Source organism: Chryseobacterium endalhagicum (assembly GCF_016745235.1).
GTDB classification, from domain to species: domain Bacteria; phylum Bacteroidota; class Bacteroidia; order Flavobacteriales; family Weeksellaceae; genus Chryseobacterium; species Chryseobacterium endalhagicum.
The window spans coordinates 732,399-757,550 of the sequence record NZ_JAELVM010000002.1; the positions used below are offsets into that span (position 1 = coordinate 732,399).

20 protein-coding genes are annotated in these 25,152 nt (G+C 40.1%); 10 read left to right on the plus strand and 10 right to left on the minus strand.

Annotation, left to right across the window (positions count from 1 at the left end):
• Positions 1-2 precede the first annotated feature (2 nt).
• The 6 genes from JET18_RS13640 (at position 3) to JET18_RS13665 (ending at position 10,908) form a co-directional block, all read left to right on the plus strand.
• A complete protein-coding gene (locus tag JET18_RS13640; RefSeq protein ID WP_202091912.1) occupies positions 3-2,327 on the plus strand; it encodes a glucosamine-6-phosphate isomerase in 2,325 nt (774 codons plus the stop codon).
• A gap of 78 nt (positions 2,328-2,405) precedes the next feature.
• Positions 2,406-4,550 (plus strand): endo-beta-N-acetylglucosaminidase H, encoded by a 2,145-nt coding sequence (locus JET18_RS13645; RefSeq protein ID WP_202091914.1) that lies wholly within the window; start codon positions 2,406-2,408, stop codon positions 4,548-4,550.
• 51 nt (positions 4,551-4,601) lie between these two features.
• Positions 4,602-7,016 (plus strand): endo-beta-N-acetylglucosaminidase H, encoded by a 2,415-nt coding sequence (locus tag JET18_RS13650; protein ID WP_202091916.1) that lies wholly within the window; start codon positions 4,602-4,604, stop codon positions 7,014-7,016.
• 195 nt (positions 7,017-7,211) lie between these two features.
• Entirely contained in the window at positions 7,212-8,087 is an 876-nt protein-coding gene (locus tag JET18_RS13655; protein ID WP_202091917.1) for an ROK family protein, read from the plus strand.
• Between the two features lie 4 nt (positions 8,088-8,091).
• Positions 8,092-10,362, plus strand: a complete 2,271-nt coding sequence (locus JET18_RS13660) for a GH92 family glycosyl hydrolase (RefSeq protein ID WP_202091920.1) — start codon at positions 8,092-8,094, stop codon at positions 10,360-10,362.
• A gap of 48 nt (positions 10,363-10,410) precedes the next feature.
• Positions 10,411-10,908 (plus strand): cupin domain-containing protein, encoded by a 498-nt coding sequence (locus JET18_RS13665; protein ID WP_202091922.1) that lies wholly within the window; start codon positions 10,411-10,413, stop codon positions 10,906-10,908.
• Between the two features lie 478 nt (positions 10,909-11,386).
• On the opposite strand, the gene JET18_RS13670 is transcribed toward JET18_RS13665, so the two are convergent.
• From JET18_RS13670 to JET18_RS13690, 5 genes are all read right to left on the minus strand, one after another.
• On the minus strand, positions 11,387-14,074 hold the full coding sequence (locus JET18_RS13670) for a TonB-dependent receptor domain-containing protein (protein WP_202091924.1): 2,688 nt from the start codon (positions 14,072-14,074) through the stop codon (positions 11,387-11,389).
• Positions 14,075-14,144: 70 nt separating this feature from the next.
• Positions 14,145-14,504, minus strand: coding sequence for a hypothetical protein (locus JET18_RS13675; RefSeq protein WP_202091926.1), 360 nt, complete (start codon positions 14,502-14,504; stop codon positions 14,145-14,147).
• An 18-nt stretch (positions 14,505-14,522) separates the two neighbouring features.
• The gene (locus JET18_RS13680; protein WP_202091928.1) at positions 14,523-15,161 is read right to left on the minus strand and encodes a hypothetical protein; all 639 of its coding nucleotides are present in this window, start codon (positions 15,159-15,161) and stop codon (positions 14,523-14,525) included.
• Between the two features lie 79 nt (positions 15,162-15,240).
• Positions 15,241-15,927: a response regulator transcription factor gene (locus tag JET18_RS13685; RefSeq protein WP_002982671.1), complete on the minus strand. Its 687-nt coding sequence runs from the start codon at positions 15,925-15,927 to the stop codon at positions 15,241-15,243.
• Between the two features lie 102 nt (positions 15,928-16,029).
• A complete protein-coding gene (locus JET18_RS13690; RefSeq protein WP_202091930.1) occupies positions 16,030-17,577 on the minus strand; it encodes a sensor histidine kinase in 1,548 nt (515 codons plus the stop codon).
• Between the two features lie 202 nt (positions 17,578-17,779).
• Here JET18_RS13690 and JET18_RS13695 point away from each other — a divergent pair, with 202 nt between their 5' ends.
• A complete protein-coding gene (locus JET18_RS13695; protein ID WP_202091932.1) occupies positions 17,780-18,262 on the plus strand; it encodes an SRPBCC family protein in 483 nt (160 codons plus the stop codon).
• Between the two features lie 319 nt (positions 18,263-18,581).
• Here JET18_RS13695 and JET18_RS13700 read toward each other — a convergent pair whose 3' ends face one another.
• The 5 genes from JET18_RS13700 to JET18_RS13720 form a co-directional block, all read right to left on the minus strand.
• The gene (locus JET18_RS13700; RefSeq protein ID WP_394369518.1) at positions 18,582-18,932 is read right to left on the minus strand and encodes a hypothetical protein; all 351 of its coding nucleotides are present in this window, start codon (positions 18,930-18,932) and stop codon (positions 18,582-18,584) included.
• Positions 18,929-19,102, minus strand: a complete 174-nt coding sequence (locus tag JET18_RS13705) for a hypothetical protein (protein ID WP_202091934.1) — start codon at positions 19,100-19,102, stop codon at positions 18,929-18,931. The genes JET18_RS13700 and JET18_RS13705 overlap by 4 nt, the downstream gene beginning before the upstream one ends.
• A gap of 35 nt (positions 19,103-19,137) precedes the next feature.
• The gene (locus JET18_RS13710) at positions 19,138-21,180 is read right to left on the minus strand and encodes a S9 family peptidase (protein WP_202091936.1); all 2,043 of its coding nucleotides are present in this window, start codon (positions 21,178-21,180) and stop codon (positions 19,138-19,140) included.
• Positions 21,181-21,356: 176 nt separating this feature from the next.
• Positions 21,357-22,097 (minus strand): uroporphyrinogen-III synthase, encoded by a 741-nt coding sequence (locus JET18_RS13715; RefSeq protein WP_202092575.1) that lies wholly within the window; start codon positions 22,095-22,097, stop codon positions 21,357-21,359.
• A 12-nt stretch (positions 22,098-22,109) separates the two neighbouring features.
• Positions 22,110-22,778 (minus strand): DUF4271 domain-containing protein, encoded by a 669-nt coding sequence (locus JET18_RS13720; RefSeq protein WP_202091937.1) that lies wholly within the window; start codon positions 22,776-22,778, stop codon positions 22,110-22,112.
• A gap of 76 nt (positions 22,779-22,854) precedes the next feature.
• On the opposite strand from JET18_RS13720, the gene JET18_RS13725 reads away from it, so the two are divergent.
• From JET18_RS13725 to tgt, 3 genes are all read left to right on the plus strand, one after another.
• The gene (locus JET18_RS13725) at positions 22,855-23,571 is read left to right on the plus strand and encodes a polyprenol monophosphomannose synthase (RefSeq protein ID WP_202091938.1); all 717 of its coding nucleotides are present in this window, start codon (positions 22,855-22,857) and stop codon (positions 23,569-23,571) included.
• On the plus strand, positions 23,568-23,936 hold the full coding sequence (locus tag JET18_RS13730) for a DUF4296 domain-containing protein (RefSeq protein WP_202091939.1): 369 nt from the start codon (positions 23,568-23,570) through the stop codon (positions 23,934-23,936). The genes JET18_RS13725 and JET18_RS13730 overlap by 4 nt, the downstream gene beginning before the upstream one ends.
• Before the next feature lie 69 nt (positions 23,937-24,005).
• Positions 24,006-25,136, plus strand: a complete 1,131-nt coding sequence (tgt, locus tag JET18_RS13735; protein ID WP_202091940.1) for a tRNA guanosine(34) transglycosylase Tgt — start codon at positions 24,006-24,008, stop codon at positions 25,134-25,136.
• The last annotated feature ends 16 nt before the right edge of the window (positions 25,137-25,152 follow it).

Sequence of the window (25,152 nt, forward strand, 5' to 3'; positions counted from 1 at the left end):
TAATGGAAAAGAACAAAACTTTTACGCCTGTAGAACAGTCATTTTTAAATGATGTTCCACGCAACAATAAGGTAAATGTTCCCTATATCGTTGTAGATAACTTTCCAAATTTAGGGATGCTTACAGCCCTGCGCTTCCTGGAGTGGGTTCATGAAAACCCGGCCGGAGTCATCAGTCTTCCTACGGGTAAAACGCCGGAATATTTTATTTTCTGGACGAAACATATCCTTGAAAACTGGGACAGCGAAAGCATCCTTGAACTGAGGAATAGGCATGGATTGATGTTTCAGGATAAACCTTCACTGGCAGATCTTTATTTTGTTCAGATTGATGAATTTTATCCGATACAGTCGTCGCAGGCGAACAGCTTTTACCATTACGTCAACAAATATTATATAGAAGGTTTTGGACTCAAACGTGAAAATGCACTTTTGATCAATTCCAATGAAATTCCTTTAGCAGAAGGCAGGAATTTTGAAGAAATTTTCCCAGATAATAAAGTAAATCAGGAACTGAGATACCGCGAAGCACAGAATGCTCTTGAAAAACTACAGAAAGAATCTATTTTCTTAATTGATAACTGGTGCTCGGAATATGAGGAGAAGATCCGCGGATTGGGAGGAATAGGTTTTTTTCTGGGCGGAATAGGTCCCGATGGGCATATCGCTTTCAATATTAAAGGTTCCGATCCGTACTCTACCACACGGCTTACCTCCACCAATTTTGAAACCCAGGCGGTGGCAGCAGGAGATCTCGGAGGGATCGAAATTTCAAAGGAAAGGCTGGTGATTACCATTGGTCTGGAAACCATTACCCATAACAAAAACGCCGTAGCCATTATTTTCGCGGCAGGAGAAGCAAAAGCTCCCGTGATCAAAAATGCGCTTGAGCTTCCGCCATCCAACCTGTATCCGGCCTCTGTTCTTGCAGGGCTTCCGAATGGAAGATTCTACATCACATTGGGAGCGGCAGGGATGCTGAATGATTATATTGATGATTACTACCGTTCCGGCACCTGGTCACAGGAAAAAACAGACAAAGCCGTCATGTCCCTGACCCGCAAACTGAATAAATATGCGGAACATCTGACATTGGATGATCTCAGAGAAGATCAGTATACACAGCTTATTCCCGGTCTTGACGAACATACCGTTCAATCTGTCATTGATTCCATTAACGGAAAAATCAAAAAAGGAACAGAAAGACTCAGCAGCGAAGTTTTTTACCATACCGGACCGCATCATGATGATATTTCCTTAGGGTTGCTGCCTTACATCCACTATCAGTCGCGTAATGAGACCAATGCATCCCATTATTCGGTTCTTACCTCAGGATTTACGGCGGTTACCAATAAATTTCTGATAAAAATTCTGAACGATACCCTTTCTTTTGTGAAGAAAGACGAAATAGAAATGCTTCAGTACCCGGATTTTTTTGAGGCAGGCTATAAAAATAAAAAAGATAAAGACGTTTACCATTACCTGATCAATATTGCCTCTGGAAATGCTTACGAAAGATCGAGAGCCGTTTCCCACAGAATGGTAAGGAATATTGTGGAGCTCTGGACCCTTAAAAACAGACAGGATCTGGAAATCAGGATCAGCGAAATCATCACTGCCGTGAATTTCAGCTATGACGGGCAAAACCCTGAGCCGAAGATCCAGACCTTAAAAGGAATGATCCGTGAATATGAAGAAGAGCTGGTATGGGCCCACTTCGGAGTGAGAACCAAAAATGTTCATCATTTGAGACTTGGATTCTATACCGGAGCAATTTTTACCGAGAAACCCAACCGGGAAAGAGATGTGATCCCAATCCTCAAACAGCTGCGGGACATCAATCCTACCGTAATCAGCCTGGCATTTGATCCCGAAGGCAGCGGTCCCGACACCCATTACAAAGTTCTGCAGGCGATAGCTGAAGCTGTAAGAGAATGGGGCAAGGAAAAAGATCTTTCAAATATTAAAATCTGGGGGTACAGAAATGTTTGGTACCAGTTTAATGCAGCGGATGTTACCCATATTTTCCCCGTATCGCTGAACGCCATGAGTACCATGGATGAAAGCTTTACCAACAGCTACATGAGCCAGGTGGATGCTTCGTTCCCAAGCTACCGTTACGATGGAAAATTCAGTCATCTTTCCATTCAGACGTGGGTAGAGCAGCTGAAAGATGTTCAGTTGGTTTTAGGAAAACCTTATTTCTACGACAATGAAAGTCCGCGTCTCAGGGCAACCCATGGTCTGCTCTTTTTCAAAGAAATGGATGTGGAAGAATTTTTGAAATCGGCCCGCGAGCTGGAAAAGTCAACGGAAGGAGCGTTCTAGTCTGTATTTATACTGCCAATTTAAATTTCAAAGATGAATTTTAGATAGTACCAAAAAACAACACTTTAAAAAAACGATATGAAAAAAGCCATTACTCTTTTGATCGTAATGATCATCCATGCCATGCCTGTGCTTCATGCGCAGCAGCTTAGTCCTACGGGAATTTGCTATGTGGAAGTAAACAACAACAACCTCCTGAACGCGGGATCGTACAAATTGCAGACGTCCGGAAAGTATTTATTCAATGTCGTCAATATTTTTGCGGCGAATATCAATTACGATACCAGCCGCAGCAGACCTTACCTGTACTGTAACAATAACGTTACGAAAGTACTGACCAATGCAGACACTTACATAAAGCCGCTTCAGGCCAAAGGAATGAAGGTAGTGCTTACCATTCTGGGAAATCATCAGGGTGCCGGCCTTTGTAACTTTCCGACCCGTGAAGCAGCCAAAGATTTTGCTCAGCAGCTTGCCCATACGGTCAATACCTATGGTCTTGACGGGATTGATTTTGATGATGAATATTCAGATTACGGACAAAACGGGACCGGCCAGCCAAATGCCAGTTCTTTCGTAATGCTTGTACAGGAATTAAAGGCTTTACTGCCTAATAAACTGATCACATTCTACTATTACGGACCTGCGGCTTCCAGACTTTCCTGGAACGGTCTAAGGGTAGGAGATTATGTAAACCACAGCTGGAATGCAAACTATGGAACTTTTTCAGCACCGAATGTTCCGCCGCTTACCAATGCACAAATCTCTCCTGCAGCGGTATGGATGGGAAATACTTCAAATTCTACGACCACAAGCCTGGCGACGCAGACAAAGAACGGCGGTTACGGAGTGTTCATGTGGTATGATCTTCACGGAACCAATGAAACATCACAGCTTTCAGCAGGAACGCAGACTTTATACGGAGAACAGACGGTTTTAAGCACACCTTTACAATCCTGGACGCAGGGAACCAATTGCGATGCACCGATAGGGTTGTATACCAGCAATCTTACAGGAACAAGCGCCAAATTAAACTGGTCGGCAGTAGGAACCAATACGTATGATATAGATTATAAAACAGCAGCTTCTACAACATGGACGAATGCTGTAACGGCTACAACCACCACTTCAGTGACTATATCGGGATTAACCGCCGGTACAGAATATGACTGGAGAATCAGAACGAACTGCAGTGTAAAAAGTACGTATATTTTCGCTCCAAGATTCAAAAGTGAAACACCAACGACACCTACTGGTTCTACTTCACTTTCTCTGGATGGAAGCAGTGAATCCGGTGCGGCAGGAAACCTTAACTTAAGCGGATCTGCACTGTCTTTTGAAGGCTGGATCAAACCATCGTCTTTCAAATCCGGTTTTCCCTACATCTCTTCAATTATAGGAACAGAGGTAAGTACAGGAAATTCTGCTCTTTTGCGTTTAGGTGATGCCAGTCTTGCGAATAACAAACTTCAGTTCGTAATCAGCATTAACAATACATCACAGAAACTAGCGGGTACTACGGCATTAAATGCCAATACATGGTATCATGTTGCTGCTACCTATGACGGTTCTGCCATGAAAATTTATATCAATGGTGTTCTTGATGCCAGCAGATCTCAAACGGGAAACATTACTTCCAATGGAGCGTTTAATGTAGGTTATGCCTACGATAGTTCCCGTAATTTTCAGGGAAAGATAGATGAGTTCAGAGTTTGGAAAAAAGCACTGACTCAGACGGAAATCAGCCAGAATATGTGTAATGTAACCGTTCCGGCTACTTCTCTTTCGGCCTACTGGAAATTTAATGAAGGCAGCGGGTCATCTGTTCAGGACAGTTCTGGAAATGGGGTTACACTTAGTCTTACAGGAGTTGATGCTTCCAATTGGGGAACAGACTTACCTTGTGCAACGGGCACTCAAAAAATGGCTGGCGCAAGAACTCAGAAAGCGACAGGTCTTGAAGAAGTAACCGCTGAAAAGCAGATAAAATTATACCCGAATCCTTTAAGCACCTCTTCACCTCTTACCATTTCTATTCCTGAAGAATACAGCAATGGAAAATTAACGGTGTATCATTTTAACGGAGGTCTTGTAGAAACAAAAACATTGAAGGCAGGAAATAATCAGTATGATTTTTCCTGGCTGACGATGGGGAATTATATCCTGCAGTTTGAATCTCAGAACGGAGCTTTGAAACAGACAGAAAAATTAATTGTAAAATAAAACATTCGGTCACCGGGCCGGAGGCCCGGTGACCGAAATTAAAACTATACTATGAAAAGAAAATCTATCCTTGCTGCCCTGACTTTACTGGTCCTCCAGGGGGTAACTATGCTCAAAGCACAGCAGCTTAATCCTGTGGGAATATGCTATGTGGAAGTGAATAACAACAATATGCTGAATGTGGGATCTTACACCCTTCAGAATACAAACAGACAGCTTTTTGATGTGGCAATTATCTTTGCCGCCAATATCAATTATGATGTTTCCAAAAACAGAGCCTATATTTCCAGCAATAATAATGTGACGAAAGTATTGAATGATGTCAACACCTACGTCCGTCCGTTACAGCAAAAAGGAATTAAAGTCCTTCTGGATATCCTTGGAAACCACCAGGGAGCGGGAATTTCCAATTTTCCTACCAGAGAAGCCGCCCGTGACTTTGCTTTACAGATCGCTCATACCGTATATACCTATGGTTTGGATGGAGTAGACCTTGATGATGAGTACGCAGGATATGGAAACAACGGGACAGGCCAGCCAAACAGCAGCTCTTTCGTTATGCTTTTACAGGAGCTTAAACTGGCCATGCCGGATAAGCTGATTACTTTTTATTATTTAGGACCTGCTACTTCAAGACAAAGCTATAACGGAGATATGGCAGGAAATTATATCGACTACAGCTGGAATGCCTATTATGGTACTTATAGTGCACCTTCCGTACCGCCTCTTCCTAATGCTAAACTTTCTGCGGCGGCTACATGGATAAAAAACAGCAATCCTCAATCGACCTCTGTGGCAACTCTTTCCACTTTAGCCACCAACACCATAAATGATGGGTACGGAGTGTTTATGTGGTATGATCTTAATGGCGTGGATAATGCAAGTTATTTGAGTACAGGATCCAATATTCTTTACAATGAAAACACCCAGCTTACAGGCTCTTTGTATTCCTGGAGCCAGGGAACAGCGTGTGATCCGCCTCTTGGACTTGAAGCTGCTAATCTTACCGGAACTTCAGCTACATTGAAATGGACTTCAAACAGTTCTGTAACCTATAATATTGATTATAAACCAGCCAGTTCGACAACGTGGACGAATGCATCCAGTAATTATTCAGGAAACAGTATTGTCATCAACGGTTTGACCGCCAATACACAATACGACTGGAGAATACAGACCAATTGTTCTGCCACCCTTACAAGTACGTATTTATTTGCCCCAAGATTCAATTCGGGAAACGGCTGTGCAATGCCGTCCGGCCTGAAATCTGAAAGTTTTCTGGGAACTACGACCAAAGTTTCCTGGGATGCGGTAGCAAGCGCTTCTTCATACAATTTACAGTATAAAACAGCGGCTGCAACAACCTGGACGGATGTTCCGAATATTTCTACGAACTCTTACACATTACCGGGCCTGACCGAAAACACCAATTATGTATGGAAAGTACAGGCAGTCTGCAGTGCAGCAACTACCAGTGCATACAGCGCAGAAACGCCTTTTAACAGTGGGTTTGCTCCTGTTCAAAGTCCCGGTGCAAGATCCCTTTCTTTCAACGGAAGCAGCCATTATCTGAATGCGGGACAGTTTAATTTAAGCGGGAATGCTCTAAGTTTTGAAGGATGGGTAAAAGTAAATGCCTTTAAAACAGGCTTTCCCTATATTTCATCGGTGATGGGTATCGAGGTAGGAGACAGCAATTCTGCAATCCTCAGATTCGGAGACGGAAACCTTGCGAATAATAAGCTGCAGTTCATTCTAAGTTTCGGATCGGCACAGGTAAAACTTAATGCTGCTACAGGATTAAACACCAATACATGGTATCACATCGCGGCTACTTACGACGGAGCATCAATGAAGCTTTATATCAATGGTAACCTTGACGCAAGTGTAGCAGCAACAGGAAATTTTACGGCCAACGGAATTCTCTATCTGGCCAGAAACTATGATAACTCCCGTACCCTTAACGGATTCCTGGATGAATTCAGAGTTTGGAAAAGAGCACTTACAGCCACAGAAATCCTTGCCAACAACTGTAATGTAGCTCCTAATGCTGCAGGTCTTGAAGCCAACTGGAAAATGAACGAAGGCAGCGGAAACGGTGCTTTGGATGCTACGGCAAACACGCACTTTGCTACGCTGATCAATATGTCTGCCACCAACTGGAAAACAGACATAGCCTGTGCTGCGGCACTATCTACACAGGATCTTGCTTCTGCAAAAGAAAATGTAAATCAGGTATACCCAAATCCTGTGAAAAAAGGAAATAATATCCATTTTAAGATCAATGACAGTTCTGCCGGAGAGATCGTTTTGTATGATAGGACAGGAAAGTTAGTCATGAACCAGAAAATTGATAAAAAAGATATGATCATCAGTACCCAGAAACTAGCTGCAGGAACCTATGTTTATACCATAAACTCAAAGGATAATACAGTGAAATCTTCCGGAAAACTGATCGTAGAATAAAAACTTAATCCTCAGTGGACAATAAAAAGTAGAAATAAATTAGGGGATTTTATGATGGGCAGACAGGGGGCGGTTCCGCTTTCTTGTCTGTCTGTTTTAATAGAAAAAATTATAGTTTAGATCTTAGAACGATGCTCGTCTGATATCTGATGTCTGACATCTGGTATCTGACTAAAGAAAAAATATCATAGAATAATGCAAAATATAGTAGGAATAGACATTGGGGGTTCGCATATTACCATGGCTCAGGTAGATCCGGAAAAGCGGGAGATTATTGCTTCCACGTATGTAAGAGAACATGTAGATTCATTCGGAGACCGGGAACATATTTTTTCTGCCTGGATCTCTGCGATTGAAAAAGTAACTAAAGGATTGGTGAAAGAAGATCTTCTCATAGGTATTGCAATGCCCGGCCCTTTTGATTACGAAAACGGGATCTCACTCATGCAGCAGGGGAAATTTATTGATATCTACAATGTCAATATTAAGGAGGAACTGGCGAAAAGACTGTCCGTTTCAGTTTCCCGGATTCATTTTGTGAATGATGCCGGAGCTTTTCTTGAAGGTGAAGTTTTTGGAGGCTGTGTGCAGGATTATGAAAAGATTTTCGGGGTTACTCTCGGGACAGGATTGGGATCTGCTTTTTATAACGGAGAAACAGCTTCAGATGAGGATCTTTGGGATTCCCCGTTTAAAGATTCTATCTGTGAAGATTATCTGGCGACACGGTGGTTTGTGAATCATTTTGCAGCTTTAACCGGTAAAACAATCACCGGAACCAAAGACCTGCTGGATCAGCCACAAGAGATACAGTCCAGAATCTTCGATGACTATGCAGATTCTTTTGCAGAATTTATTGTAAAATATGTGATGAACTACAATCCGGAAGTTCTGGTTATAGGCGGGAACATTGCAAAAGTGTATCCCTATTTTAAAAAGAGGTTAAATCAGCATTTAACAGAGCATAAAATCGACCTTCCTATTAAAATTTCCGCTATTTTTGAAGATGCGGCCATCCTTGGTGCTGCAGGATATGCGTTGAAGAAAGCCAGGATCAATTTAACAAAATGATATCATGAAGTCTCTATTTTCAAGTTTTTTTATTGTATTAAATATCTTTGCATTGGGGCAGGGAATTTCTCCCGCAGATTATGTAAATCCTTTAATGGGAACCCAGTCCAAACCTTCCTTATCCAATGGAAATACCTATCCGGCGATAGGCCTTCCGTGGGGAATGAACCTGTGGACACCGCAAACGGGTAAAATGGGTGACGGATGGGCTTACACCTACGATGCAGACAAAATAAAAGGGTTCAAGCAAACCCATCAGCCATCTCCCTGGATGAATGATTACGGCGCTTTTGCCATCATGCCGGGAGTGGGAAAGCTGAAATTTAAGGAGGAAGACCGTGCCAGCTGGTTCAGCCACAAAGCAGAAGTGGCAAAACCTTACAGCTACAGTGTTTATCTGGCGGATATCAATGTGACGGCAGAATTGACACCTACTGAAAGAGCCGCTTTTTTCAAATTTGATTTTCCCAAAACAGACAGCGCATACATTGTTGTGGACGCTTTAAATAAAGGATCTTACATCAAAATTCTTCCTAAAGAAAGAAAAATTTTAGGCTATACCACTAAATATTCCAGAGGGAAATACGACAATTTCAAAAATTATTTTGTCATTCAGTTTGATAAAGATTTTGATGTGACGACTACCTGGAAGGACAGTGTTTTTGTCAAAAACCAGTTGGAAATAACCAGCGACCATGCAGGAGCAGTTGTTGGATTTAAACTGAAAAATAAAGAAAGTGTGTATGCAAGAACAGCTTCCTCGTTCATCAGCTTTGAACAGGCAGAACTGAACCTGAAAAGAGAAATCGGAGGTAGAAACTTTGAACAGGTAAAAACTGAAGCTAAAAATATCTGGAACAAAACGCTGGGCCGTATTGAAGTGAAAGGCGGAACCGATCAGCAGATGAGAACCTTTTATTCCTCGCTGTACAGAACACTTTTCTTTCCTCAGAAATTATACGAAATCGATGCCCAGAACAAAATAAAACACTGGAGTCCTTACAACGGAAAGATCCTGGACGGAAGAATGTTCGCCGGAACCGGATTCTGGGATACATTCCGTGCCTTATATCCTTTCCTGAACCTTGTGTACCCGAGCATCAATGTAGAAATGCAGGAAGGTCTTGCCAATACCTTTAAAGAAGGAGGATTCCTGCCGGAATGGAGCAGTCCCGGATATTCCGATATCATGATCGGGAACAATTCCGCTTCAGTAGTTGCCGATGCTTATTTAAAAGGACTTCGCGGTTATGATATTGAAACCCTTTGGCAGGCTGTAAAACATGGAGCGAATAACGAAGGACCTATTGATGCAGTAGGCCGTAGAGGTGTAGAATATTACAATACACTGGGCTACGTTCCTTACGATGTGAAAATCAATGAAAATGCAGCCAGAACCCTGGAATATGCTTACGATGATTTTGCGATCTATCAGCTGGGAAAAGCACTGGGAAAACCGGCTTCCGAAATTGATATTTATAAAAAAAGAGCTTACAATTATAAAAATGTATTCGATCCTGAAACGGGTCTGATGCGTGGTAAAAACAAAGACGGAAAATTCCAGTCACCATTCAATCCTTTTAAATGGGGCGATGCTTTTACAGAAGGAAACAGCTGGCATTATACCTGGTCGGTTTTCCAGGATATCGACGGTTTAGCGAAATTAATGGGTGGCAAAAAGAAATTCGAGGCCAAGCTGGATGAGGTTTTCTCACTTCCGCCTGTATTCGACGACAGTTATTACGGAAGTGTGATCCATGAAATCAGAGAAATGCAGATTATGAATATGGGTCAGTATGCCCACGGAAACCAGCCGATTCAGCATATGATTTACCTGTACAACTACGCAGGAGCCCCGTACAAAACACAGTACTGGGCAAGACAGGTGATGGATAAGCTGTATTATGCAACACCGGACGGATATTGCGGAGATGAAGACAACGGCCAGACTTCCGCCTGGTATGTATTTTCAGCCTTAGGATTTTATCCTGTGACGCCGGCTACCGATCAGTATGTTCTGGGAGCACCGCTTTTCAAGGAAGCGATTATTCATCTGGAAAACGGTAAGAAAATTGAAATAAAAGCACTGGAAAACAGTGCAGACAATTTATATGTGAAATCATTAAACGTAAACCTTCGGTCTTATACCAAAAACTGGCTGAGCCACAAAGAACTGATGAATGGAGCCGTTCTGGAATTCAACATGGACAGCAAGCCGAATAAGGAAAGAGGGTCACAGGAAAAAGATTTTCCATATTCAATGTCAAAAGAATAAACAGACAAACTTTATATTTGAAAATAATTTAGAAAAGGAACAGAACTTATGAGTGCAGAGAAAACAGAAATATTCGATAAAGTAGAAAAAATGCTGGGGGAGCAGGGGTTTAGCATTGCCGCAAAAGACAGCACCAGACCCTGGGGCGGATTCTTCGTGATCGATGAAAACCAGGCGCAGGATTTTGCCAATCAGTATTTTGACGGAATTGGTGTGGAAAGCCTTAAAATAGGTGGAAAACTAAGTCCGAAGATCCTTCTTGTTGCTCCAAATGCCCGTTTGAGCTGGCAATACCATCACCGAAGAGCAGAGATCTGGCAGGTAGTGGAAGGTACAGTGGGCATCAAAACAAGCAATACGGATGAAGAAGGTGAACTGAAAGAATATCACCCAACAGATCAGATCAAGCTTCAGCAGGGAGAAAGACACCGGCTGATCGGTTTAGACGGCTGGGGTGTTGTCGCAGAGATCTGGCAGCATACGGACGCTTCTCATCCGTCAGATGAAGATGATATTGTAAGAGTACAGGATGATTTCGGAAGATAATTATCGGGAAAAATAAAAAAAGACTGTTTGGGAAAACAGTCTTTTTGTTTGTGTCAAATAACCAAAAAATCAAGTCAAATTCTTTATATATTTGTGTTTTTAGGTCTTCAAGGAGTTCTTGAGGTTATCTGGACACCGATATTTTGTTTCATCATTTTTGTTCTTGTAAACTTCCCATTTGGAATAATTATAAGTATTCTTATTGGTTAATTTTACTGGTACAAAGTAACAACATTCTAAAGTAAAATTTCTCACAAAGAGGATCGATATATATCGATGAAACTTAGATGTTTATCTATGAGAATATTGTTGTTAGATCCTTTTTCTGTAGGATTGAGCGTTGTCAGTTCATCCTGGAAATACATATGCCCAAATATGACCATAATATCATTAACAAAAAAAGAGACTGTTTTTGAGTCAGTCTCTTTGATTTGTTCAAATCTGTAGTGCAAAAAATCAACTTTGCGTGGTAAAAAAACTAGAAAGTTACATCCAGTCCCACATAAAAATTAGCCTTCATAATAGGCGCATACACCATTCCGCCATCAAAATAATTTCCAAAAGGATTTCTGAAATCCACAATGGCATTCTTCTGATAATAAGAAGTAAGGTTTTCCCCTCCTACATAAGCTCTGATCTTTTTATTGAAATTCCTTGAAATCTGTGCATTCAGTACGGCATAAGATTCAGAATAAACCGGAAGCTGGAATTCAGCCGGGTTGCCTGAAGTATTCGGAAGCCTTTGTTTTCCTACCCAGTTCAGAGTGGTATCAAAGCTCCAGAATCCTCCTTTATCGTTTTTATTCGTTGCATAGGCAAGATTCACAAAACCTCTGTGCTTGGCCATGAATGGAACCTCTCTTCTGCCGTCGATATAATCTGCCTGTACATCATAATATTTATAAGCCAGTCTTACATCAAAGTTCTTAAAAGGTGTAAAATCCCACTGGGTCTGGAAAGAGTTCGCAAAAGATTTTCCTTCCAGATTATAAAAGGTAAGCTGCTGTGGTGAGCGGTCCAGATCCACAAGAACCTGATCCTGGAAATCTGTTCTGAAAAAATCTGCAACGATCGAAGATTTTCTTCCGAAAAGTTTAAATTCCTGCTGTAAGCTGACTCCGTAATTCCATGCGATCTCCGGCTTTAAACCATAAATATCTCCACCGTTCTGAAGAATCTGAATGTTTCTGTTGGACGCAAAATACTGCTGGTTTTCTGCAAAAACATTGGCCGTTCTGAATCCTCTGCCCGCAGAAAGTCGTAAGATCGTCTGAGGCGTGAAATCATACTTGAAATTAACTCTCGGAGTAAACTGGGTTCCTGCAAGATTATGGAAATCTGCTCTGGCTCCTGCGACTAAAGTATATTTTAGCCCAGTCAATGTATATTCTGCAAAAATACCCGGAACGATCTCGTTTCTCTTCATATCATCCGTTAAATATGTTTCCTCGTAGCCGTCATACAAAAAGCTGGCTCCGGCCTTGTACTTGTGATTGGTATTCCCGATGATGCTTTCAAAAATTAAATTGGAATAATACGTATGCTGTTTTCCGGCATAATTTCTCAGTCCGAAAAAGCTGTCCTGCTGGTGATACACATATTGGTTCATCCAGCCTAAGCTCTGATAAGGCTTTCCTTTAAATACGTATCCTGTTTTATTCCAAACCTGAAATCTGGAAATATCAATTCCGACACCGTAGGCTCCCTGCTCGTCCTGAGGAAGCTTTTTATCAAAACCTATCTGTCCGGCCGTTCTCTCATCCTTGATGAAATTAATCCCGAAATGAGACCCGAATCCTGATTTTTCAAGATCATTATAATTAAGGAGATAAGCTGCATTAATCTGCGTTCCTTTCGGTCGGTCCAGGAAAGTATCGTCATTCATATCCGTATCCCCGAAAGTTCCGTTTCCATGCAGTAAAAAGGTCTGAGACCATTTATCGTTGATAGGAGAGACGCTTGTGATATTGGCTTCCGCTCTTCCGTTGAAATCCGCAAAAATATTTAATGAAGTTTCAGGTTCTTTAGCGTTTTTCAGAAGCTCTGTATTGATTTGTCCTGTGATGCTTTCATAACCGTTGGTTACAGTACTTCCTCCTTTGGTCAGCTGAATGCTTTCAATCCATCTTCCGGGAATGAAATTCAGTCCATAGGCAGAAGCAAGACCTCTGATCTCCGGGAGAAGTTCCTTCGTTAAACTGGTGTATTTCTGATCCAGCCCCAGCATTTTAAGCTGTTTGGTTCCTGTAACGGCATTGCTGAAAGAAACATCTACCGTGGCATTCGTTTCAAAACTTTCAGAAAGGTTGCAGCAGGCGGCTTTCAATAGTTCTTTTTTGTCGATATTAAAAACCAGTCCGGCTTCTTTTTTACTCAAAGCTGTGGCTGCTTTAGATCCCGTAACCACTACGCCGTCGATCTTTTTTTCGTGCTGCTCATGGTTTTCGGAAGTGGCTTCAGGCTGGGTTTCCTGATGCTCTGCATGTTTTGTCTCTTCTGTAAAGTGAACTTTTGGATTCGCTTCTCCAAAAGCAATATCCCTGTCGTACAGGCAGCATCCGGGAAGGTTTTTGTAAACTGCATCCGTGGTTTTATACTTTTCGTTGTCATGACCCGCATCGGCAATAGCTTTCAAAATTTTATCCGATGAGGTTTTTGAAGGATCAAAATGTAAGATAACGGTCTGCTTTTCTGCGCTCCATTCCGCTGAATCTGCGCCGGCTGTTTTGGCTGCTTTTTCAATTCTGGCTTTACAGGATTCGCAGTTGCCTTTTACATAAAACTCATTGTCTTTTCTTGCCTGATGCTGATGAGCTTCTGCCGCAGCAGGCTGAAGATCTCTTTCATAATGGCAGCATCCCGGAAGACCTTTGTAGGTTTCGTCGTTAGATTTAAATTTTTCGTTGTCGTGGCCAGCGTCTGCTACTTTCTTTAGGATTTCGTCTGTAGAAGTTTTAGAATCGGTTTCAAAAGTTAAAGTCTGCAGATCAACAGAATAAACCGCGGTTTTTGCGCCCGCTTTTTTGGCGGCAGTTTCTATTCTTGATTTACACATTTCACAGTTTCCTTTAACTTTAAACTGGTTCTTTGAAAGGTTTTGAGCTGATATAAACTGTACGGACAGAAGCATGAGACCAAGAATGATCTTGGAAATATATAATTTCATTTTGTTTAAAAAAGTTTAGATTAATTAAAAACGGTCCATTACAATGTATAACGGACTCTGAATGTTGTTATTAACCTATTTTAGGCGGCTGCCAGATTTCTTTTAAACGGTCTGAAAGATAAGGTGCTGAATATTGGAACTGAGGATTCTTACTGGCTTTGTAGTAAGACAGTTCCAGATGTAAATTCTTTGAAAACGGGGTTTCAATATAAGTAAAACAGGTGATGCAGGTCGAGCAGCAGTCGTCATTGCATGAAGAATGCTCTTTGTCATCCTTACTGTCTTTTGAGCTGTGATCTTTGCAGCAGTCACTTTTTTCTGACTTGGCTTTACAGCAGCTTTCCTGTGTGGTTTGTGAAAATAAGCTGTCTTTAGGAACTAAGAAAATTCCTAAACAAAATACAATGGCAAGTATATGAAACAGCTTCATCTCTGCAAAAATACGAAATTAAGACAAAGGATCACCAACTTTTAACGCACAATTGTGCCAAGGCTCTCCGTGAGCAGGGTTCAGTTTTGGTTTTGGACCTGTTGGAGCTGGTGCTGTTACCGGACCGGGAACGTTTTGTGCACTTTGAACAGGTTGTGGTGCAGGTGCAGGTGCTGGTACTGGTTTGCTGTTTAAGGGCTGACCTACCGCAATATCACATCTGTGGCCGGGCTGTCCATGAGGAGGATTCATGCCGGGAGCGGTTTTAGCCGGCTGTCCGGTTTTATCGATCTGTATTTTTCCGGCTGACATGGAATTGGCATCTAGCTTAATGGCATTGTTCGGGTTTTGGCCGGGAGCCGTCTGGATAGCTGTAGGGCTTACATTAAGAGGCTGTCCCACCGGGATATCACATCTGTGGCCAGGCTGTCCGTGCGGAGGATTCTTTATTCCCGGAACATTAGAGGAAATAGGAGCCGGGGTTGGATTGGATTGTACACCTGCCTGTTCCATCAGAGCTGTTTTAGACGTTGTATTAACGGCCACATTGGGCTGCTGAACTCCGGCATCTTCTTTTAAATAAGTAGCTTTTTCGTCTTTATTACATGAAACAGCTAATAAGGAAATGGCAATAACGCCTAAGAATGTATTTTTCATATCCAATCGGTATGAAACAAAATTAGCAAAACATTTTTAATTGTTTTGCTAATTTTATATTTATAATCAGTATTCGGGCTTAATTTTTAACCAAAAGTCTGAATCCTTCTCCGTGAACGTTGATAATTTCCAATCCTTCATCGTCTTTTAACAGCTTACGAAGCTTCGCGATATACACGTCCATACTTCTTGCGGTAAAATAATTTTCTTTCTTCCAGATTTTTCTCAAAGCAAGATCTCTCGGCATGAAATCATTTCTGTGGATACAAAGAAGTTTTAACAGTTCGTTTTCTTTTGGAGAAAGTTTGTACTCTTTGTCACCTACTTTCAATTGTCTCAGCATGGAATCGAAGAAGATATTGCTGATTTTGAACTGCTCCTGCTCTTCATTTTCCAAAGTAGAGCTTCTCTGCAGGATCGCTTTGATCTTATACAAAAGAAGTTCCGTATCAAACGGCTTGGTAATATAGTCGTCTGCACCCAGCTGATAACCTTTCAGGATATCTTCTCTCATATTTCTTGCGGTAAGGAATATGATAGGTGTGTTTTTATCGATTTTTTTTACGTCTTCCGCTAATGAAAATCCGTCTTTTTTTGGCATCATGACATCGAAAATGCAGATGTCAAATTCATTTTCTGTAAATTCTTTTAAACCCTGTTCCCCGTCTGTAGCAAGGGTTACCTCAAAGTTGTTGATCGTAAGATAATCCTTCAGCACTGCTCCAAAACTCTGATCGTCTTCTACTAATAATATTCTGTTGCTCATGATTTTAATAATTAAAAATTAATGATTAAAAATTAAGAATGAACGTTCTCACTCTATCTTCCTATATTTTGTTATTTGGTTTCTATATTTATCATTTATGATTTAGCTCATCGGCAGCTTTATCGTAAACGTACTTCCATTATCCTTGTGGGAGTCTACAATAATCTGTCCTTTATGCAGCTCTACAATTTTCTTCACGTAGGAAAGTCCCAGACCTTGGCCTTTTACATTGTGGATATTCCCGGTTTCTTCTCTGAAAAATTTTTCAAAGATCTTCGTCTTGTTCTGGGTTTCCATTCCCATTCCTTTATCAGAGATTTCGATGACATACAAATGTCCTTCATTTCTTGTCTTTACATGAATTTCCGGTGCTTCCGGTGAATATTTGTTGGCATTATCCAGTAAATTCACCAGCATATTGGAAATGTGGAATTCATCTATTTTAAAGGTGTAATGGGTCGCATTGAATTCCTGGGTCAGCGATCCGTTTCTCTGCTGTACAATAAGATTGAAAGATTCTGTCGTTCTTTTGATCAGCTCCCGTACATTAGTTTCCTTTAAAAACAGCTTCACTTCATTTCTTTCAAGCTTGGACATATTCAGAACATTTTCCACCTGCTTTTTCATTCTTAAATTTTCCTGCTTGATCAGCTCCGAATAATATTTTACCTTATCCGGGTTGGTGGCAATTTTGTCATTCGCCAAAGAATCCGTCGCCACAGAAATGGTCGCCAGAGGAGTTTTAAACTCGTGAGACATATTGTTGATAAAGTCTGTCTTCACTTCCGCCAGCTTTTTCTGCCTCATCATATAATTAATGGAAATAATATAAATTCCCAGAATGGTAAGCAATGAAAGGAATGTTCCCAGCAGCATCGGCCAGTTGTTCATCGCCAGAGAGTATTCTTTTTTAGGAAAAACCAAAGCCAGACTATATAAAGTCCGGTCCTTTGTATCCGTGAAAAGAGGATAGGAATACGTATTGTTGTCTTTTTTTTCTTTATATACTTTATTGACGACGCTTGTGAGCTTATTGTTCTTATCTGTAATTCCGTACCCGAATTTTGCAGAAATTCCTCTTATTTTTAATTCTTTTGCAATGACGGAATCCAGAATTTTATCATCTACTCTTTTTGTTATAGGTAAATTATTGCCATAAATTTTAGCAAATTCTTTTATGGTGTAATCTCCATTTTCAATATCGGTATTGATTTCTGTAGTCAGCTGTTCCGGCCTGGTAGTATCCCTTTTTACTTTGTAGGCAGCTTCATCGCTGTAAAGCGTGGTCCATTTTATAGAATCTCCTCTTTGGGAAATAGGAAGCTGTGTTTTTTCAATGATATTTTTAGAATAAATAATCTGTCTCTGGGTTCCGGAATCTTCAACCTGTTGAATGGTCGTCATAGAAGGCTGCTTACTGTTCGCAATAATATTATTCCGGAAATTTTTATTGTTTTCATTCATGTATTTTTCCACCTCAATTTCTGAAACACTTTTAGCGGTGCTTTCCAGGGCAGTATATACTTTGTTTGAAAAATCTTGTTCAAGAGCTCCGTAATAACCCTTCAGCCAATAAAATTGGAGCGTCACAAAAACAATCAGTGAGATTGTCATAAACACCGAAATTATTGGGATGAATTTATTATTCATTATTTGATTTTATATATATTGGGAAAAATGAATGTTAAAATTAATTATTTTAAGACTTGATAAACAAAAAACGAGCCAAAAAATTGTTTAATTTCTCTTAAAAGTGAGTTTTTTAACAAATATTTATGAATTTTAAATTACTTGTCCTATGGAAAGACCTCTAAATTGATTAAATGAGTAGCTTTGATAAAAATAATTACTTATGGAATCTAATATCGTTTTCAACAAAGATTTTGATGCAAGCACAGTGTATGTCATGAAAATTTATGATGCTGATGTCTCAAAAGTGTGGGATTATTTTACCAAATCTGAATTATTGGATCAATGGTGGGCTCCGAAGCCGTGGAAATGTGAAACAGTGAAGCAGGATTTTAGCGAAGGCGGAATCTGGCACTATGCCATGGTAGGTCCTGACGGCGAAAAAATGTATGGACAGGTAACCTATGGCGAGATCATGGAGCACCGCAGCTTCGACGGGGTAGATGCTTTTTGTGATGAAAAAGGGGATATCAATGAAGATTTTGCGCAGGCTAAATGGTTATTCGGGTTTACAGGAGTGGAAGAGGGAACAAAGTTGACCATTAATATTCACTTTCCTGATCCGGAATCTATGAAGAAGCAGTTGGAGATGGGCTTTGAAGAGGGGTTCAAGATGGGACTGAGCCAGCTGGAGGATTTGATTTGATAATTTGCTGATGAGTTAATGGGTTGATGTGGTGATGTGATGATTCGTTGATTTGCCAATTAGATGATGTGATAGTTTGTTGATTCTAAAGTGTTTTTTAGGTTTTGGCTAAAGCCTCATCGAGGTTTCACAAAAAAAAGACGGGCTTTAGCCCGTCCCTATTGAATTTTATATGCGTATGTGCATTTGAAATTAATAATATGATTGCTCTGAGTGATCGTTCCTGAGAAGCCCTAGATTTGTACCAATGCACATCATCCTAATTACCACATCAACCCATTAACTCATCAGCAAATCATCGCATCAACCCATCATCACATCAAATCAACTCTTCCTCCTGAAAATACTGAATAATCGCTTTTTTCATCAGAAGAGACTGTTCGTTGGGTCTTAATTCCGGAAGTTCTTCCAGTTTGTCATATTGTGGCCATCCGTCTTCGTAGTGGGTAAATTTATAGTACCCAAAAGGTTCCAGCAGTCTGCATACCGCGATGTGGATCAAATTTACTTTGTCTTCTTTTGTATATTTTTGTTGGCCGCTTCCTAGTTCCTGTAGTCCGATCAGAAATAAAAGGGTTTCAATCGGAGGATTTTTTTCGGTGTCGAAATTATCTATAAAGAACTGTTCTATTTTTTGCCAGTAATCGGACTCGTTCATAATGTTTGTCATTTACTTTCTTCAGCTTTTTTTGCATCTTCTTCTCTTGCTTTTTCAAGAAGCTGTTGCAGTTTTTTTTCTTGCTTTTCTTTAAAAATTTCCCGCTTTTCTGCCTTTCGGATTTTATCCTTTTGTATTAGATAATAAACAATAACTATTGCAAGGAATGTTAATAATAACATAATTTTATTTTTAAAGTTGAAGAAAAAATTAAAATTTATTTTTTGTCAATCTTTAACAGAAACGCATATTCCAGTGCATCTTCTTTCAATGATTCAAATCTTCCACTTGCCCCGCCGTGGCCTGAGCTCATATCGGTTTTGAATAATAAAAGATTGCTGTCGGTTTTCATCTCTCTCAGTTTTGCCGTCCATTTTGCCGGCTCCCAATACTGAACCTGCGAATCGTGAAGGCCTGTTGTGATGAGCATATGAGGATAGTCTTTCGCTTCTACATTATCGTAAGGAGAATATTCTTTCATGTACTGATAATATTCCTTGTCGTTCGGATTTCCCCATTCGTCGTATTCTCCGGTTGTTAATGGGATGGTTTCGTCCAGCATTGTGGTAACGACATCTACAAATGGAACCTGTGCTACAATCCCGTGGAAAAGGGAAGGTTCATAATTGATAACAGCGCCTACCAGAAGACCGCCGGCACTTCCGCCCATTGCAAACATATGTCTGGAAGATGTATAATTTTCTTTGATCAAATGTTTTCCGGCATCGATGAAATCAAAGAATGTATTTTTCTTAAACAGCATTTTTCCGTCTTCATACCATTCTCTGCCCAGGTATTCCCCGCCGCGGATATGCGCAATGGCGTAAATAAACCCTCTGTCTAAAATAGAAAGCCTTACATTGGAGAAACTGGCATCTACCGTATGTCCATAACTTCCATAGCCGTATAAAAGGAGTGGGGTATCTGTTGATTTTTTGGTGTCTTTATGATAAACCAGTGAGATTGGAATTCTGGTTTCACCGTCTCTGGATTCTGCCCAGATTCTTTCCGAGATATAATTTTCCGGAAGGAAATTTCCACCCAGAACTTCCTGCTGTTTCAGAAGCTGAGTTGTTTTCTCCTTCATATTATACTCGTACGTTGAGCTTGGCTGGGTCAGGGAAGTGTAGCCATAACGGAGAACCTCGGTATCAAATTCCATATTGATCCCGATGTATGTTGTATAGGTTGGATCAGAAAAAGGAAGATAATAGGCTTCCTGAGTCTTTTCATCAATGATTTTAATCTGCAGAAGTCCTTCCTCTCTTTCCTCAAGAACAAGATAGTCTCTGAAAATTTCAAAACCTTCCAGCAGTACTTCTGCACGGTGTGGAATAACGTCTACCCAGTTTTCCATTCCGCAGTTTTCAATTTTTGTTTTTACGATCTTGAAATTGATGGCGTCATCTGCATTGGTGATGATATAAAATTCATCTTCAAAATGTTCCACCGAATATTCCAGGTCATCAATTCTTGGCTGAATAATCGTCCATTCAGCAAAAACATTGTTGGAAGGAATAAATCTGTGTTCATCAGAAATCGTACTGGAGCTTGCGATGAAAATGTATTCCATGGATTTTGTCTTGAAAACATTCACATCAAAAGTATCATCCTCTTCATGGAAAATCAGGACATCTTCTGAAGAATCTGTTCCCAGCTTATGACGGTACACCTGGAAAGCACGCAGACTTTCGTCTTTTCTGATATAAAAAACATGTTCATTATCATTGGCCCAGACTGCTTTTCCGGTAGTATTCAGAATCTGATCCGAGAAAACTTCTCCCGTTTCCAGATCTTTAAAATTGATCGTGTAAATTCTGCGGCTTACATTATCCGAGGAAAAAGAAACCAGTTTGTTATTCGGAGAAACAGCAACGCTTCCCACTTCAAAATAGGTTTCACCTTCTGCCAGTATATTGACGTCAACAATAATTTCTTCTACATTGTCAAGGCTTTTATGTTTTCTGCAGAAGATAGGATATTCTTTTCCTTCTTCATAGCGTACAATATACCAGTAGCCGTTAAAAAAATAAGGAAGCGACTCGTCATCCTTTTTATAGCGGGCTTTCATCTCTTCGAAAAGCTCTTCCTGAAAAGCTTCCGTATCCTTCATCATGAATTCTTCATAGGCATTCTCTTCTTCAAGATATTGTATCACTTCCGGGTTTTCCCTTTCGTTAAGCCAGAAGTAATTATCAGTTCTTCTGTCGCCGTGTATTTCTAGTATTTTTTCTATTTTTTTTGCCTGTGGAGCTTTCATCCGGATATTTTAAATTTTGATTGGGTGTGATGAAAAGTGTTCTTCTGTTTTTTCCTCTTTTGAAAGTGGTTTACAGAAACGTTTCATTCAATATTAATTCTTGTTCAAATTTAGTTAAAAAAAAGCCATCTTTCCTGAATTGAAAAGACGGCCGTTTTTATGTTAAATATTAAAGACTATTTATGAAGGGCTTTAATATACTTTTCAAGTGCCATGGTCATGGATGGAGTTTCCTTTGTAGGAGCCATCAGGTCTACTTTTAGCCCTGCTTCTTCCGCAGCTGCCAATGTGGTATTTCCGAAAACACCGATCTTGGTTTCCTCCTGTTTGAAGTCTGGGAAATTCTGCTGTAGGGATTTGATCCCCTGCGGGCTGAAAAAGATAAGCATATCATAATCCTTAGCCTTGATATCCGTCAGGTCGCTGCATACAGTTCTGTACATGATCGCTCTTGTCCAGTCTACATTAGCAGTTTCCATTGTTTTTACGATATCCGGGCTTAAGACATCTGAAGATGGCAGAAGGTATTTTTCAGTCGGGAATTTCTTAAACAGAGGCAGAAGGTCTGCGAAGTTTTTCTCCCCAAAGCTGATCTTTCTCTTTCTATAAACAATATGTTTCTGAAGATAGTTGGCAATCGCCTCAGACTGGCAGATGTATCTCATCGTATCCGGAACCGCAAAACGCAGCTCTTCGGCAAGTCTGAAGTAATGGTCTATCGCATTTTTGCTGGTGAAAATAATTCCAGTAAACTGCGTAAGATCTATCTTCTGTGTTCTTAGTTCTTTGTTGTCAACTCCTTCGACGTGGATGAAAGGACGGAAATCAATCTTTATTTTTTCCTTCTTTGCTATATCCAGATATGGAGAAGACTCACTAGGCGCTGGTTGAGAAACCAATATAGACTTTATTCTCATCATTGACTTTTATTAAAAAAATAACAACTTCCAAAGCAGCAATAAAGGTGCAATTTGGAGGGTGCAAATATACAAAAATTTATAATACCATTTTTCGGGTAGGATGTTGTTTTTATGAAACAAATAGAAGAAAATCTTGAAAACCCCGACAAATGCGAAGAAGTAGAAATAGTAGAAAAATATTTTATTTCTGTCCACGGGGAAATAATAGTGGGTTACACACAAAATTATCAGCAAAAATGAAAGGATGAAGTAGAATTTTGTGGAGGTGAAATAGAAAATAGTCCATTTTTTACCGTCCCCAATGCTTTGGTAAAATAAAAAGCCCAGTGCCGATTTTGTTATGTAAAAAAATAAAACAGCCAGAAATGTATACCCGAATTTATTAAGCTGATAGCCCATAACCTGAAGATCGCTGATGGATTTCGGGACAATCGGGATATACTGTGAAATGAGAACAGACAAAGTAAGCGCCGTTACACATGAAGTAATGATCCAGCTGGGAAGGTTATTGCTCGCATCAAAATATTTCTGAAGCAGGAAATCTTTCAGGCTTGCATCTCTTTCTATAATATTCATCATGAAAACATACAGAAATACGCATCCTATCAATATAAAGATCACCCAGTCATTATTCTCGGGTATCCTTACGTGGTTTATAAAATTTTGTGATAACGGCAAAGGAATATTTTTTGCAAAATTATAGATTATTTTGTATAAAATAAAAAGGTTAAATAACTTATCTTTGCAAACTGAAATGAAAAAACTCGTCATCATCCCTACCTACAACGAAAAGGAAAATATTGAAAATATTATTTCCGCGGTTTTTGCATTGGAAGATGACTTTCATGTTCTGGTGGTGGATGACACTTCGCCGGATGGAACAGCTGAGATTGTAAGGGGTCTTCAAAAGAGATTTCCTCATTACCTGCACCTGTCCGTAAGACATGTAAAAGATGGTCTTGGAAAGGCTTATATCCACGGATTTAAATGGGCTATCGAAAATAAATACGATTATATTTTTGAAATGGATGCCGATTTCTCCCACAATCCCAATGATCTTCCCAAGCTTTTTGAAGCCTGTCTGAATGCGGATATGGCCATCGGATCACGATATTCAAAAGGAGTAAATGTAGTGAACTGGCCCATGGGCAGAGTGCTGCTTTCTTATTTTGCATCCAAATATGTAAGATTTATTTTAGGACTTCCAATTCATGATACCACGGCAGGATTTGTATGCTTCTCAAGGAAAGTTCTTGAAGAAATAGGACTGGATAATGTAAAACTTAAAGGCTACGGCTTTCAGATCGAAATGAAATTCAGAGCTTTTAAAAAAGGTTTCAGAATTGTAGAAGTTCCTATTATATTTACAAACAGAATTTTAGGAGAAAGCAAAATGAACGGTGGCATTATTCATGAAGCTGTATTTGGAGTATTAAATTTAAAATGGAAATCAATCATCAACAGATTATGAAAAAACTGATCTTCATTTTCGTTATGCTGTGCATGTTCTCATGTGGTGATTATGTGGACAAGCCCAAAAACCTGATCGAACCGGATGCCATGGCTGAGATCCTGGCTGATCTTGCTATTGCAGACCAGTCCATTATGGAGTATCAGAACAAAAATCTGGAAGCAGGAACAAGATTTGTGCTTAAATCCCATAAAGTAAAATCGGAAGATTTTATTGAAAGCTTCAAATATTATGTCGTTAAAGACAAAATGAAAGATATTGCTGACGACGCACAGAAAATAATTGTAAAAAAAGATCCCAAGGCGGATCAGTATATAAAAGATAAACTGAAAAACAAGGGAGACGTACCTTTTTTAAAAAGATAATTATGTTGCAGAAACGTGTTCTGTCCACAAAAACAGAACCGCTGATGAGAGAATTAAAAGAATATACGGATGAAATTTTTTAATATAGAAAAAACCTCTGAAGGAAAAGCAAGAGCCGGAGAACTTATTACCGACCACGGAAAGATCCAGACGCCCATCTTTATGCCTGTAGGAACTGTAGCAAGTGTGAAAACAGTTCATCAGAGAGAATTAAAAGAAGACATTAAAGCTCAGATTATTCTGGGTAATACATACCACCTGTATCTTCGTCCCACGATGGACACGATGCAGGAAGCAGGAGGACTGCATAAATTTATGAACTGGGATCTGCCTATCCTTACCGATTCAGGAGGGTTTCAGGTGTTTTCTCTTTCCAAAAGCAGAAAAATGTCCGAGGAAGGAGTGAAGTTCAAATCCCATATCGACGGAAGTTATCACATGTTCACCCCCGAAAAATCTATGGAAATCCAGCGACAGATCGGTGCGGATATTTTCATGGCTTTTGACGAATGTACCCCTTATCCTTGCGAATACAACCAGGCTAAAACATCCATGGAGCTTACCCACAGGTGGCTGAAAAGATGTATTGACTGGACTGAGGAAAATAAAGAAATTTACGGTCATAAGCAGAGACTTTTCCCGATTGTACAGGGTTCTACCTATTCGGATCTCAGAAAAATTTCTGCAGAAGTGATTTCAGAGGCCGGAGCAGAAGGAAATGCGATTGGCGGGCTTTCAGTAGGAGAGCCTGAAGAAGAAATGTACAGAATCACTGATGAAGTGACGGATATTCTTCCAAAAGATAAACCAAGATACCTGATGGGGGTAGGAACGCCCTGGAATATCCTTGAATCTATCGGTTTGGGAATTGATATGATGGACTGTGTAATGCCGACCAGAAATGCCCGAAATGCAATGCTTTTCACATGGCAGGGTGTGATGAATATGAAAAATGAAAAATGGAAGCAGGACTTTTCACCTCTTGACGAATTTGGAACAAGTTATGTGGACAAAGAATATTCAAAGGCTTATCTTCGTCATTTATTTGTGTCAAAAGAATATCTTGCCAAGCAGATTGCATCAGTACACAACCTTGCTTTTTACCTAGACCTTGTAAAAGTGGCTAGGGAACATATTGTGGCAGGTGATTTCTATGAGTGGAAAAAATCCATAGTGCCGGTTCTGAGACAGAGACTTTAAAATAAAGAAAGATCAT